This window comes from Klebsiella huaxiensis (assembly GCF_003261575.2).
GTDB classification, from domain to species: domain Bacteria; phylum Pseudomonadota; class Gammaproteobacteria; order Enterobacterales; family Enterobacteriaceae; genus Klebsiella; species Klebsiella huaxiensis.
The window spans coordinates 2,964,831-2,978,480 of sequence record NZ_CP036175.1 but is presented as its reverse complement, the minus strand read 5'-3'; the positions used below and the strand labels follow the sequence as shown (position 1 = coordinate 2,978,480).

Genomic DNA, 13,650 nt, shown 5'->3' with positions numbered 1-13,650 from the left:
GCATGGGAAATTCTCCGCGCCCCGCTTCGCCACTGCATTTGATAAAAAACAATCATTTTAACCATCAAAATAAAGCTTGAATCACATCAAAGAATTTAAATTTCATCATTGTTGATTTTGAAATTTTCATTCAATACTGGTCATGTTTTCTCCTCATTCTAAAAAGGAATCCATCATGACCATACATATTGCCAATGCGCCATGTAGCTGGGGCGTCGATGATCCCAAAAACCCTTATTTACCGCCGTGGTCACAGGTACTACAGGAAGCGGCGACCGCAGGCTACAAAAGTATTGAACTGGGGCCCTGGAGCTATCTGCCAACCCAGGCGGATGAGCTTCGCGCAGCGCTGAATAAACAGGGGCTGTCGCTGGTTGCCGGAACGATCTTTGACGATCTGGTCAGCGAAGAGAACTTCCCGAACATTGTCGAACTGACGCACAACCTCTGCCGCAATCTGTCGCAGGTTCCAACGGCGGAAAAAACGCCCGGAAACTCGTTCCAACCGCCCTACCTGGTGATCATTGATTTCGGTAATCCGCAACGGGCCAAATTCGCCGGACGCAGCGACCTGGCACCACGGCTTTCCCCCGCCGACTGGAAGCGGATGATTAGTCACATTATCACCATCAGCAAACTGGCGTGGCAGGAGTATGGCGTTCGCCCGGTTATCCACCCTCACGCTGGCGGTTGTATCGAATTTGCCGATGAAATAGACCTGTTGGCAACGCAAATCCCGCACGACGTTGCCGGGCTCTGCCTTGATACCGGTCACCTCTACTATTCCGGAATGGACCCCATCAGCTGGCTGGATCGTCATTTCGAACGTCTTGACTACCTGCACTTTAAAGATGTCGATCCTGGCGTATTTGAGAGCGTGATTTCACGCGGTATCGACTTCTTCTCCGCCTGCGCGGAAGGCGTAATGTGCCCGCTCGGCAGCGGCGCCATTGATTATCCGGCGGTACGCACGTTTCTTGATAAGCGCGGCTATCAGGGCTGGATCACCATTGAGCAGGAACGTGACCCGCGCAACGTCGAGGGCAGTTTGCAGGCAGTGACGGAAAGTCTGCGCTACCTGCGCTCTGTTGGCTTTTAATCAGGAGAGAAAACAATGATTAACGGAACAAAACCCATTGGCAGATCGTTACGCTGGGGCATGGTTGGCGGCGGCGGAAGCAGTCAGATTGGCTATATTCACCGCTCGGCGGCGCTGCGCGACGGTTCTTTTACCCTGCTGGCAGGCGCATTTGATATTGACGCCCAACGCGGACGAGAATTTGGCCAGCAGCTGGGCGTGGAGGCAGAACGCTGCTATCCCGACTATGAAACCCTGTTTCGCGAAGAGGCGGCGCGAGAAGACGGCATTGAAGCGGTGTCTATTGCTACGCCGAACAACACCCACTACGCCATTTGCCGCGCTGCGCTGGAAGCCGGACTGCATGTGGTCTGTGAAAAACCGCTGTGTTTTACCGGTGAAGAGGCCGATGCGCTGGTGGCTCTGAGCGAAAAGCAGCACAAAATCATTGGCGTCACCTATGGCTACGCCGGGCATCAGCTGATTTTGCAGGCCCGACAGATGATTGAACAAGGACTGCTGGGCGAGATCCGTATCGTCAATATGCAGTTCGCACACGGTTTCCACAATCAGCCGGTAGAGCAGGAAAACCCCAGCACCCGCTGGCGCGTTGACCCGAAATTTGTCGGTCCCAGTTATGTCCTGGGCGACCTGGCCACTCATCCGCTGTTTCTGGCAGAAACCATGGCCCCGAAGCTCAACATCACCCGTCTGATGTGCTCTCGCCAGAGCTTTGTCAAAAGCCGCGCCCCGCTGGAGGATAACGCCCATGTGCTGATGGAATACGACAACGGCGCGATCGGCTTGATGTGGTGCTCGGCGGTCAACAGCGGTTCAATGCACGGGCAGAAAGTACGTATCGTCGGTGAAAAAGCCAGCCTGGAGTGGTGGGATGAACAGCCAAACCAGCTTCGCTATGAAATCCAGGGCGAGCCGGTGCGAATTCTGGAACGCGGGATGGCCTATCTCGATCCGCTAGCCTTGCAGGACGACAGGATCGGCGGCGGTCATCCCGAGGGGCTGTTTGAGGCATGGTCAAACCTGTATCGGCGCTTTGCTATCGCCATGGATGCGACCGATCGCCGCGATGCTGCGCTGCTGGAAAACTTCTGGTATCCGGATGCCAAAGCCGGCGCGCTCGGCGTGCATTGGGTGGAGAACTGCGTGCGTTCGGCGGATAACGGCGCCAGCTGGGTTGAGTTTCGTTAACCTTCCGTGGGGACATTTGCCCGGTGGCGCTCACCGGGCTTGCAACGGCCTCGATCACCGTAGGCCGGGTAAGGCGTCAGCCGCCACCCGGCAAAATGTCGCACAAAACCATTTTCTCATGCCACACTATCGTGACAACGTCACATAAAACCAACAAAATCACAGCATTGTAATCAAAAAGCGAATGTCGTATAACATTGGCCAAACCGAGGGGTGTCCCGTGAGGGCTGAGATGGCGTAAGCCGAACCCTTTGAACCTGATCTGGGTCATGCCAGCGAAGGGACGGGTTGGCATTTCCGCCAGTTTTGCGCCATTGCCTGTTCACACTTCAGCACGCCCGGATCTCCCTTTAATCAGGAGGTCCTGTGATTCTTCCCGCGTTTACTCAAGGTCTTTACGGTCGTTTGCGCCAGCAGGCCGGTGATGACTGGCAACATTACGTCGCCCACCCCTTTTTGCGCCAACTTGCCGACGGCACCCTGCCCGAACCCGCTTTCCGTCGCTATCTGACCCAGGACTACCTGTTCCTGATCCACTTTGCCCGCAGCTATGCGTTGCTGGTCAGCAAACTGCGTACGCTACCGGAAATGCGTACCGCTGCCGCGTCGATGAACGCCATCCTCGACGAACTCCCGCTGCATGTTGGCTACTGCAACAGCTGGGGGCTGAATGAGGTGACAATGGCCAGCGAACCTGAAGCCGCGGAAACCGTCAACTACACCCGCTACGTGCTGGATATTGGTTATTCCGGCGACGCGCTGGATCTGCTGGCGGCGCTGATGCCCTGCGTTGCCGGATACGCGGAAATCGGCCTCGGTCTGCTCCACGATCCCGCGACTAACCTCACCACTAATCCTTACGCCTCCTGGATCCGTAACTACGGTGATGAGGGCTACCTGAACGGCGTCAATGCCGCCATTAGCCTGCTGGAAACGCTCTGGCAACAGCGCGGCGGCGAGGCACGTTTTGCTGAACTCAGCACTATTTTTACCACCGCCACGCGGCTGGAAGCTAACTTCTGGCAAATGGGGCTGAATGTCGTCACGGAGCGCCCGGCGTGACTGCGCCCGGCATTACGGTGCGTGGTCTGAGCCTGCGCTTCGGTTCGCGGCTGGTTTTCGACAATCTGACGTTTGATATCCCCGGCGGTCAGTGGGTTTCGCTGCTGGGGGCCAGCGGTGCCGGGAAAACCAGCCTGCTGCGCATTCTCGCCGGGCTGGCAAAAGCCACTGCGGGCGAGGTTCGCGCCAGCGATGGTCAACCGATAACTAAACGGCTGGCGTGGATGGGGCAAAAAGATCTGCTCTATCCTTGGCTAAACGTGCGTGACAACGTCTCCCTCGGCGCGCGTCTGCGCGGGGAACGGGTTGATACCCAGCGGGTTGCGACTTTATTACAGCAGGTTGGCCTTGAGCATTGCGCTAACGACCGCCCGGCCTCGCTCTCCGGCGGTATGCGCCAGCGGGCGGCGCTGGCTCGCACCCTGTATGAAGACCGACCCATTGTGCTGATGGACGAGCCTTTTTCCGCGCTCGATACCATCACCCGCACGAAAATTCAGACGCTGGCCGCCGAGCTGCTGGTGAACCGCACCGTGGTACTTATCACCCACGATCCGATGGAGGCCTGTCGGCTAAGCCATCGCCTGTTGGTGCTCTCTCCCGCCCCCGGTAATATCGACGATTCACACCGCTTATCCGGCGTACCGCCGCGCGCGCCGGACGATCCGCAGCTATTAACCAGTCAGGCTGAACTGTTACAACAGCTAATAAGGGCTAACGGATGAGCGCAAAACTGTTTCGTGGCTGCGTGGTGTTCTGCGGTCTGCTATTGCTCTGGTGGCTGGCAAGTCGTAGCGGCATTCCCGCCTTTTTACTTCCATCACCGTCGGCAGTCGGCAATGCGCTATGGGTCAATCGGGCTTATCTCGGCTGGCACTTGCTCATCACATTGAGTGAAATTCTCAGCGGACTGCTGCTTGGCGTTCTGCTCGGCGTGGTTCTGGCGCTGTGCATGATTGTCTCGCCGCGTCTTCAGCGCTGGCTGATGCCGCTGGTATTGACCAGCCAGGCAATCCCGGTCTTTGCCCTCGCCCCGCTGCTGGTGCTGTGGTTTGGCTTCGGCATGAGCGCCAAGGTCATTATGGCGGTGCTGGTGATTTTCTTCCCCGTCACTTCGGCGTTTTTTGACGGTCTGCGGCGGGTCAATAACGACTATCTCGATCTGGCGCACACCATGGGAGCATCTTTTGGCGCTCAGCTGCGCCACGTGCGGATGATGGCGGCGCTCCCGGCGCTCGGCTCGGGCCTGCGGATGGCCGCCGCCGTGGCCCCCATCGGCGCAATTATCGGCGAATGGGTCGGCTCAGCTGAAGGACTGGGCTACGTCATGCTTAACGCCAACGCCCGCCTGCAAACCGATATCTGCTTTGCCGCCCTGTTTATTTTAGTACTGCTGACCGTCCTGCTGTGGCTGGCGGTGGATGCTTTTTTACATCGGCTGATCAACTGGACGCCGGAATAACCCTTTCGAAATATAAGGAGTAATGATGCATAAACATATATTCACCGGGATGGCCTTCACCGCGCTGCTCAGCGCTCAGGCGCAGGCTAACGAGAAGCTCACACTGGTGCTGGACTGGTATATCAACCCCGATCATGCGCCGATCATGGTCGCCGAGCAGATTGGCGCGTTTAAAGAAGCGGGCCTGGACGTTAAAATTGTACCACCGTCCGACCCGGCGCTGCCGCCACGACTGGTGGCTGCCCGTCAGGCCGACCTGGCGATCACCTACCAGCCGCAGGTACATTTTTTTGCTGATGAAGGGCTGCCATTGGTGCGCGTTGGTACACTGATTAACTCGCCGCTAAACACGGTCATTGCGCTGGATAAAAACATCAAAACTCCAGCTGACCTGAAAGGTAAAAAAGTCGGTTATTCGGTCAGCGGTATCGAACAGGCAACGCTGGCAACCATGGCGCAACACGCACAAATCGATCCCAAAAGCATTAAGCTTATCAATGTGAACTTCCAGTTAACCAGCGCCCTGCTGGCCGGTCAGGTTGATGCGGTCATTGGCGGTTACCGTAATATAGAAGCGCTGGAAATTAAGCTTCAGGGGAAAGACCCTGTGGTGATGAACGTCGAGGACTATGGCGTACCGGCATACGATGAGCTGGTTATTGTCGCCAACCGCGATGAAGTTAACGCCCCGAAAATCAAAGCATTCCTCACCGCGTTGCAAAAAAGCGTCACTTACCTGCGCGCCCATCCGCAGGAGACCTGGCAGACGTTTGCCGCCGCGCATCCGGAACTCAACACCGAGCTCAACAAGCAGGCATGGCTGAAAACCATTCCTCTGTTTGCTACCGATCCGGCCGCGCTGGATAAACCACGTTATGAAGCTTACGAACAGTTTTTATATAACAACAAGTTGGTGAAAAAAGTCACACCTTTGGCAAATTATGCGCTTGAACTGCATTGATTCATCCTGGCGCTGGCGGAAATTTTTTCGCCAGCAACGTCAGCGAAGCGGTAATAAAAAATGAGAAATTCCTTCACTAATAATTACAATTTTAAAGGTCTTTTATCCTTTAAAACACTTCATTTCTATCAATGAGTTACGCCCATTTTTAACAATGTAAAAATAACGTAAAAATACCGCAATCAATAAAACGTTGAATGCGGATTTAAAAAGCCATATATTGTGCCCGCTTTATGCATAGCGATTCAATTTCTTACACCAATTTATTCAACCAGCATTCAACCGTAACGCTGGTTGTGGGAGTGATATGATGACGGATAAAGTCCGTATTGATACTTTAGGCGCAGATTTATTAGATGCAAACAACGATACCTTTTTGGCCCGTCAGGCTGAATTCGAATCGAATGTCAGGAGCTACCCGCGCAAGCTGCCCCTTGCGATAACCAAAGCGGAAGGCGTATGGCTGACCGATGCGGATAACAAACAGTACCTGGACTGCCTTGCCGGCGCCGGTACTCTGGCACTCGGCCACAACCACCCTGATGTGCTGCAGAGCATCCAAAGTGTCATTACCAGCGGCTTGCCGTTACATACTCTCGATCTGACCACTCCGTTAAAAGATCGCTTCTGTGAATACCTGCTTTCCCTGTTGCCGGGCGAAGGTAAAGAATACTGCCTGCAGTTCACCGGCCCGACCGGTGCTGATGCCGTAGAAGCGGCGCTGAAGCTGGCGAAAAAATACACTGGCCGTTCTTCCATCATCAGCTTCTCCGGCGGCTACCACGGGATGACCCACGGCGCGCTGTCCGTGACCGGCAACCTGTCGCCAAAAGCAGCGGTTAACGGCATGATGCCGGAAGTGCAGTTTATGCCTTACCCGCACCTGTACCGCTGCCCGCTGGGTATCGGCGGTGACGCAGGCGTGAAAGCGCTGACCTACTACTTCGAAAACCTGATCAACGACGTTGAAAGCGGCGTGCGTAAACCGGCGGCGGTGATCCTCGAAGCCGTTCAGGGTGAAGGCGGCGTGAACCCGGCTCCGGTCGAGTGGCTGCAGCGCATCCGTAAAGTGACGCAGGAACACGGCATTCTGCTGATCATCGACGAAGTCCAGGCCGGCTTTGCCCGTACCGGTAAATTCTTCGCCTTCGAACACGCGGGCATTGAGCCGGACATCATCGTGATGTCTAAAGCGGTAGGCGGCGGTCTGCCGATGGCCGTCCTGGGTATCAAAAAGCAGTTCGATGCCTGGGAACCGGGTCACCATACCGGCACCTTCCGCGGCAACCAGTTGGCGATGGCTACCGGCCTGACCACCCTGCGTCACCTGAAAGACAACAACATTGCCGATAAAGTCGCCGCTCAGGGCGAGTGGCTGAAAGGCAAACTGGCCGAGATGCAGAAACGTTACCCGGTTATCGGCCACGTGCGCGGTCTGGGCCTGATGATCGGTATCGAGATCGTGAAACCGAACGAAGCGCCGGATCACATGGGTAGCTACCCGGCGGATGGCGAACTTTCTGCACTGCTGCAGAAAAAATGCTTCGAAGCGGGCCTGATCCTCGAGCGCGGTGGCCGTCACGGCTGCGTACTGCGCCTGCTGCCGTCCCTGCTGATCAGCAACGCGGAACTGGAAATTTTCTTCGATAAATTTGAACAGGCCCTGCTGGCCGCCGGCGTAAAACCGGTCTGAGTGGAGTAAGTGACCGCAATGTCCAAATTGAATCCAATTCTTGCTGGTTCCGCGCAGAGTATTGACGCCTACCAGCAAGCGATTGCTCAGACCAGCCAGGCGGTAGCGCAGTGGCTGCAGCAACCTGAGATGTATCAGGGGAAAAGCGTTGACGAGCTGCGTGAGCGCATCACCCTTGATTTCAACGAACAGGGTCTGGGCAACCAGGCGGCGATTGAACGTGCGATCGAGTACTTCCTGAAAGACAGCCTGTCGGTACACCACCCGCAGTGTGTGGCGCACCTGCACTGCCCGAGCCTGGTCATTAGCCAGGCGGCGGAAGTGCTGATTAACGCCACTAACCAGAGCATGGACTCCTGGGACCAAAGCCCGTCAGCGACCATCATTGAGATCAAGCTGATTGAATGGCTGCGCGCTCAGGTAGGCTACGGCGCTGGCGATGCAGGCGTATTCACCAGTGGCGGCACCCAGAGCAATATGATGGGTCTGATGCTGGCGCGCGATGCCTTTTTCGCACGTATGGGTCATTCCATCCAGCAGGATGGTCTGCCGGGCGATATTCGCCAATACAAAGTGCTATGTTCTGAAAACGCCCACTTCTCGGTGCAGAAGAATATGGCGCTGATGGGCCTTGGCTACCGTTCCGTGACGCTGGTGAAAACCGACGAATTCGCGAGAATGGACGTTGCTGACCTGAAAGCGAAAATCGCGCAAGCCCAGGCTAACGGCGAGCAGATTATGGCGATCGTCGCCACCGCAGGTACCACCGATGCGGGGGCAATTGACCCGCTGCGGGAAATCGCGACAGTAGCGGCAGAGCATCAGATCTGGCTGCACGTTGACGCAGCCTGGGGCGGCACACTGCTGATGTCCGAGAAATATCGCGATCGTCTGGACGGCCTTGAATTAGTGGATTCCATCACCCTGGATTTCCACAAACAGTTCTTCCAGACCATCAGCTGCGGTGCGTTTCTGCTAAAAGAAGCCCGCCATTATGAGCTGATGCGCTATCAGGCGGCCTATCTGAACTCTGAGTTCGATGAAGAGCACGGCGTGCCAAATCTGGTGTCAAAATCGCTGCAAACCACCCGCCGCTTCGATGCGCTGAAGCTGTGGATGGGTCTTGAGGCGCTGGGCCAGAAGCAGTACGCGGAGATCATCGATCACGGCGTGACGATGGCGCTGAACGTGGCGGATTACATCGAGACGCAGCCAACGCTGGAACTGGTAATGCAGCCGCAGCTGGCGAGCGTGCTGTTTCGTTCGCGCCCGCAGCAGATGGCGGGCAGCGACGATGCCGCCATCGCCCTGCTCAACCAGCGCGTTGGCGATGCGCTATTGGCCTCCGGTCGTGCGAACGTCGGCGTGACCGAGCACAATGGCGTGACCTGCCTGAAGCTGACGCTGCTGAACCCGATCGTCACCTTAGATGACGTTAAGGTGCTGCTGAATCTGGTAGAACGCACCGCTCAGGAACTGCTGGCGCAGTAAGACAGTTTCGCAATAAACGCTGAAAGCCGATAATTCACCTTATCGGCTTTTTTTTACATTTTTCCCGGAGGCGGTGCTGCGCACCTGTCCGGGCTACAGCTACACAGCTGCCTCCGGGAAAACAGCCGCAATGCAACTGCAATCGCTAGCTCAGGCTCTCGCCTCTTGTAACAACTGCTGGATCATCTTCTCCTGCTGGACGTAATCTCCTTCGCCAAAAGCCGTATAGCGCAGCTTGCCTTTGGCATCGAACAGATAATGCGCGGGCCAATACTGATTACCAAACGCGTTCCAGATGGCGTAACCGTTATCCGCCACAATAGGGTAAGTCAGCTGCCATTTTGTGATCGCTTCACGCAGCGCAGGCAGCGAACGCTCCCATGGATACTCCGGAGTATGTACGCCCACCACCACCAGCCCGGCAGCGCGATATTTATTCGCCCACTCGCGCACGTAGGGCAGCGTGTGCTGGCAGTTAATACAATCCCGGGTCCAGAAGTCGATTAATACCACTTTCCCCTTTAGTGCGGAGTTGCTCAGCGGTGGGCTATTAATCCACGCGCTGCCGCCTTCCAGTGCAGGCATTTCGCTGGTTGGCTGCGGCGCAACAACCGGCTGGAGAAACGCTTTTTGCTCCGGCTGCGGCAAATCAGCACTGAGACTCTGCTCCAGCCGTTGCGTCAATCCGGTAGCCCCTTGTAGAAAACTATCCGCCCCGCTGGCTATCAGCCCCACCGATGCCAGCATCGCCACGCCCGCCAGCTGACGCAGGCGTTCGCTAAAAGCCAGACCTTTACGCAAACGCGCAGTCAACCGGGAGCCGAACAGCCACAACAGAGCCAGCATCAGCGCGCTGCCGCTGCCGTAAGACAGCAGCAGTAATCCGCTGGTGACCGAGCTGCCCTGAATAAATCCAAGGCTGAGGATCGCGCCCAGTACCGGCCCGGCGCACGGTGCCCACAGCAGGCCAATTGCCAGACCCGCCAGCAGTGCGCCCGCCCCTCCGGCGTGCTGGTAGCTACGCGCGTTAATACGATTACCTAACGCCACCACCGGAGCCGTCAGGCGCTGCGCGGCCTTTGTGGATATCAGGCTCACTCCGACCAGCGCCAAAAACAGCAGCGCCAGCCAGCGTCCGGCAAGTGTCAGGCTCACCACCCAACTGCTGGCAACCGTTACCAGCAGCGAAACGGTGGTAAACATCAGCACCATGCCGCTGAGCATCAGCAGCAGATGTGCCCTTTTATCACGCACGCTGGCAAAAATTAACGGGATAACCGGCAAGGTGCAGGGGCTCAGCAGCGTCAGCATACCGCCGAAAAAAGCAATAAGAATGGACATACACGCTCTCCTCAGATGAGTTAGCTGCCTGTAGCGGCAGCCAACCCATTACAGCAGGCGTATGTATGGCTAAAGTGTCTGAAATAGCGGGAATTTGTCAGCTTAGTTATCTGTAGCGCCCGGGGATACAGAAGGATACAAAGCGGTGGCAAACAGCAGCACCGAGGCCTCCAGACCGCCGCTTGAGCAGTTGCGCAGCGTCAGTTTGCCCGCCATCTGGCTGGCTAGCTGTGCGGCAATTGCCAGACCCAGACCGGTGCCACCGGTATCGCGATTGCGCGAATTCTCCAGCCGATAAAAAGGTTGCAGCACCGCCTCCAGTTGATCATCGGGGATCCCTGGCCCTTCATCGGCAACCTTGATTGTAATATCACCGTTTTGCGCATCTTCGAGGCTAACGGTGACGCTATCGCCAAATTTCAGCCCATTATCAATCAGATTGCTCATAATGCGCCGCAGCGCCTGCGCTTGAATCAGCACCGGTTGCTGGATACTGCCGGGAATAAAGCGCACCGCTTTGCCGACATCAGCGTAATCACAGACAATAGTGTCGAGAAAATCATTCAGGTTGAGACGCTGGCGCGTCTCCTCCAGCGGCTGGGCGGAGCGGGCAAAAGCGATCCCTTCTCTGACCAGTCTGGTCATATTGTCCAGGTCCTCAAAAAGCTTGTCGCGTAGTTCTGGCCGATCCGCCATCTCGACCCGCAGCTTCATACGGGTAATTGGCGTTTGCAGATCGTGAGATATCGCCGCGAGGATCCGCGCCCGCTCCTGCAAATGGTCGTGAATACGCGTCTGCATGGCGTTAAATGCCCGCGCCGCGTGGCGAACTTCAACCGGCCCCTGTTCCGCCATCACTTCAGGCACATTCATTGCCGGTTCGAGGTGGTCAATGGCGCGGGTGAAACGGGTCATCGGGCGCACCACCTGACGCACGGCGTACCAGGCACAAAACAACAACAGTAAGAATTGTGCGACCAGTACCACGGGTAGCCAACGGGCGATCGCCGGCAGGCGCGGCCACAAGTCAATGGTTAGCGGCGCGCCGTCGTGCAGGGTGACGTGGGCCTGGATATGCTCGCGCGGACCGGGGATCGCCACAATGCTTAGCGGATAAGTGCCGCTGAGCGTTTCTTGCAAAGTCCGCACCGCATCACGTACCCGCCAGCTGGTGGGATAGTCGCCACCTTGCCCCGCCGTAAGCTGATAGCGATAGTTACCGCGCGCCAGCCGCGCCAGCCACTGTGGGCGTTCGGCGGCAGGAAGACGATTAAGGATCGCCACGCTGGTGGCGACATCGTATTCGAGGTTGCCCAGCATCACGCTGCGGGCGCTGCTCATCCGCTCATAAAGTAACAATGATAGCGTTAAGGCGTTGGCCAGCAGCAGCGCGAGGAAAATCATCACGACCAGTCGGGACTGCAACGATGCGGGCCAGAGCTTCATTCGCGGACCTCGCGAATCGACACCGGAACCGAAAGCACATAGCCTTCGCTACGGACGGTTTTGATATAGGCCGGTTCGCGGGCATCTTCGCGCAAGCGCTGACGTAAACGGCTCACCAGCAGGTCAATGGAGCGCTCGAACAGTTCGGCATCCCTTCCCTGCGTCAAATTCAGCAGCTGATCGCGATTCAGTACCCGCTGCGGGTGGTCGAGGAAAACCCGCAATAACCGATATTCCGCACCGCTTAGCGCGACGATAGTGCCGCTGTCATCAAGCAGATGCCTTGCCGAGGTATCCAGCAGCCAGTCGCCAAAGGCGATGAGTCGTCCGGCCTCGGTAATCTGCAAATTGGGCGGCAGCGCCCGGGTGCGGCGCAGAATAGCCTTGATGCGCGCCAGCAGTTCGCGGGCGACAAAGGGCTTCACCAGATAGTCATCGGCACCCATTTCAAGCCCCAGAATTCGGTCGCTGTCGTCGTTGCGCGCGGTCAACATCAGAACCGGAATATCCTGCTGGCCGTTGCTGCGTAACTGGCGACAGAGAAGTAAACCGTCGTCGCCGGGCAGCATCAGATCCAGAACGATCAGGTCCACCTGATGCGCGTTGAGCACCGCCCACATCGCCTTGCCGTTGGCGGCCCCCGTCGCGCGATATCCCGACTTTTCCAGATAACCAGTGACCAGCTCACGAATATCGCGGTCATCATCAACAACCAGAATATGATCAATACGTTCCAAAGCAGGCTCCGGTAAAAAAATGCCACTCAAAGAGAATATGCGCTATCGCCGGAAGCGCAACTTCACACCCCGGCGCAGCAGTTACAGATGATCGGCATCGACAACTGCCTGCACGAACGCCTGCGGGGCTTCCTGCGGCGGGTTATGGCCGATACTGCCTTTGAATTCGCGATGCTCGTATTTGCCAGTAAATTTAGCGCGATAGCTTTCAGGTGCCGGGTGCGGTGCGCCGTTGTTATCACCTTCGATGGTGATAGTTGGAACGCCAATAGTCGGCAAAGCCGCCAGTTTCTGCTCGTAGTTTGCGTATTTCGCTTCGCCTTTCTCCAGCCCTAAGCGCCAGCAGTAGTTGCTGATGGTCACCGCCACGTGATCGGGGTTATCCAGCGCCTGCGCACTCTGTGCAAACTGCGTATCGCTAAACTGCCAGCCCGGCGAGGCCTGATGCCAGATAAACTTCGCAAAATCGTAAGTGTTCTGCCGATAGCCCGTCTCACCGCGTGGGGTGGCAAAATAGAACTGATACCACCACGACAGCTCGGCCTGCGGCGGCAGCGGTTTTTCGCCAATTTGCTGGCTGCTAATCAGATACCCGCTCACCGAAACCAGCGATTTCACCCGCTCAGGCCACAGCGCGGCTACGATATCCGCCGTGCGCGCGCCCCAGTCAAAACCGGCAAAATCAGCCTGTTTGATATGCAAGGCATCCATCAGATTGACGATATCTTTCGCCATCGCCGCAGGCTGACCGTTGCGCGGCGTTTTCGCGGAAACAAAGCGCGTGGTGCCGTAACCGCGCAGATAAGGCACGATAACCCGGTAGCCCTTCTGCGCCAGCGCCGGGGCGACGGCGGCGTAGCTATGGATATCATAAGGCCAGCCGTGCAGCAGGATCACCGCTTGCCCGTCGCGGGGGCCGATATCCACATAGCCAATATTAAGATCGCCCGCCTGTATCTGATGCAGAGCGTTAAAGGCGGCGCTGTCCTCCGCCGCGCAGACGCTGGCGGAAACCAGTGAGGAGCAGATCAGCGCCAGGGCGGCATATTTACGGGATAAAAAAGTGGTGCTCATGATGGTTGCCTCTTCATGGTTTGGATGACAGGCCTATCACAACACCGCGATGTATCTGCACTGTGCGCGCAGAGGGGGGATATTGTCGCACCGTGT

Annotated in this window: 12 protein-coding genes and 1 riboswitch; of the genes, 8 read left to right on the top strand and 4 right to left on the bottom strand. The window is 56.9% G+C overall.

Annotated features, from left to right (window positions below; genetic code table 11):
• Positions 1–175: 175 nt before the first annotated feature.
• The 8 genes from DA718_RS14300 (at position 176) to DA718_RS14265 (ending at position 8,956) form a co-directional block, all read left to right on the top strand.
• On the top strand, positions 176–1,099 hold the full coding sequence (locus DA718_RS14300) for a sugar phosphate isomerase/epimerase family protein (protein WP_112214904.1): 924 nt from the start codon (positions 176–178) through the stop codon (positions 1,097–1,099).
• 15 nt (positions 1,100–1,114) lie between these two features.
• Positions 1,115–2,287, top strand: a complete 1,173-nt coding sequence (locus DA718_RS14295) for a Gfo/Idh/MocA family protein (protein WP_112214903.1) — start codon at positions 1,115–1,117, stop codon at positions 2,285–2,287.
• Between the two features lie 199 nt (positions 2,288–2,486).
• Positions 2,487–2,588, top strand: a riboswitch (TPP riboswitch).
• Between the two features lie 65 nt (positions 2,589–2,653).
• Complete coding sequence (locus DA718_RS14290; RefSeq protein ID WP_110276501.1) at positions 2,654–3,349, top strand: TenA family protein; 696 nt, start codon at positions 2,654–2,656, stop codon at positions 3,347–3,349.
• Positions 3,346–4,074, top strand: coding sequence for an ABC transporter ATP-binding protein (locus DA718_RS14285; protein ID WP_112214902.1), 729 nt, complete (start codon positions 3,346–3,348; stop codon positions 4,072–4,074). Before DA718_RS14290 ends, DA718_RS14285 begins: the two co-directional genes overlap by 4 nt.
• Entirely contained in the window at positions 4,071–4,811 is a 741-nt protein-coding gene (locus DA718_RS14280; RefSeq protein ID WP_112214901.1) for an ABC transporter permease, read from the top strand. The genes DA718_RS14285 and DA718_RS14280 overlap by 4 nt, the downstream gene beginning before the upstream one ends.
• 25 nt (positions 4,812–4,836) lie before the next feature.
• Positions 4,837–5,772, top strand: a complete 936-nt coding sequence (locus DA718_RS14275) for an ABC transporter substrate-binding protein (protein ID WP_112214900.1) — start codon at positions 4,837–4,839, stop codon at positions 5,770–5,772.
• A gap of 307 nt (positions 5,773–6,079) precedes the next feature.
• The gene (locus DA718_RS14270; protein ID WP_112214899.1) at positions 6,080–7,465 is read left to right on the top strand and encodes a diaminobutyrate--2-oxoglutarate transaminase; all 1,386 of its coding nucleotides are present in this window, start codon (positions 6,080–6,082) and stop codon (positions 7,463–7,465) included.
• Between the two features lie 9 nt (positions 7,466–7,474).
• Positions 7,475–8,956, top strand: a complete 1,482-nt coding sequence (locus DA718_RS14265) for a pyridoxal phosphate-dependent decarboxylase family protein (RefSeq protein WP_167492766.1) — start codon at positions 7,475–7,477, stop codon at positions 8,954–8,956.
• A 150-nt stretch (positions 8,957–9,106) separates the two neighbouring features.
• Here the strand turns inward: DA718_RS14265 and DA718_RS14260 are convergent, their stop codons facing one another.
• From DA718_RS14260 to DA718_RS14245, 4 genes are all read right to left on the bottom strand, one after another.
• Positions 9,107–10,297, bottom strand: a complete 1,191-nt coding sequence (locus tag DA718_RS14260) for a cytochrome c biogenesis protein/redoxin (RefSeq protein ID WP_112214897.1) — start codon at positions 10,295–10,297, stop codon at positions 9,107–9,109.
• Positions 10,298–10,399: 102 nt separating this feature from the next.
• Entirely contained in the window at positions 10,400–11,743 is a 1,344-nt protein-coding gene (locus DA718_RS14255; RefSeq protein ID WP_112214896.1) for an ATP-binding protein, read from the bottom strand.
• A complete protein-coding gene (locus tag DA718_RS14250) occupies positions 11,740–12,480 on the bottom strand; it encodes a response regulator (protein ID WP_112214895.1) in 741 nt (246 codons plus the stop codon). Before DA718_RS14250 ends, DA718_RS14255 begins: the two co-directional genes overlap by 4 nt.
• 81 nt (positions 12,481–12,561) lie before the next feature.
• Entirely contained in the window at positions 12,562–13,554 is a 993-nt protein-coding gene (locus DA718_RS14245; protein ID WP_112214894.1) for an alpha/beta fold hydrolase, read from the bottom strand.
• Positions 13,555–13,650 lie beyond the last annotated feature (96 nt).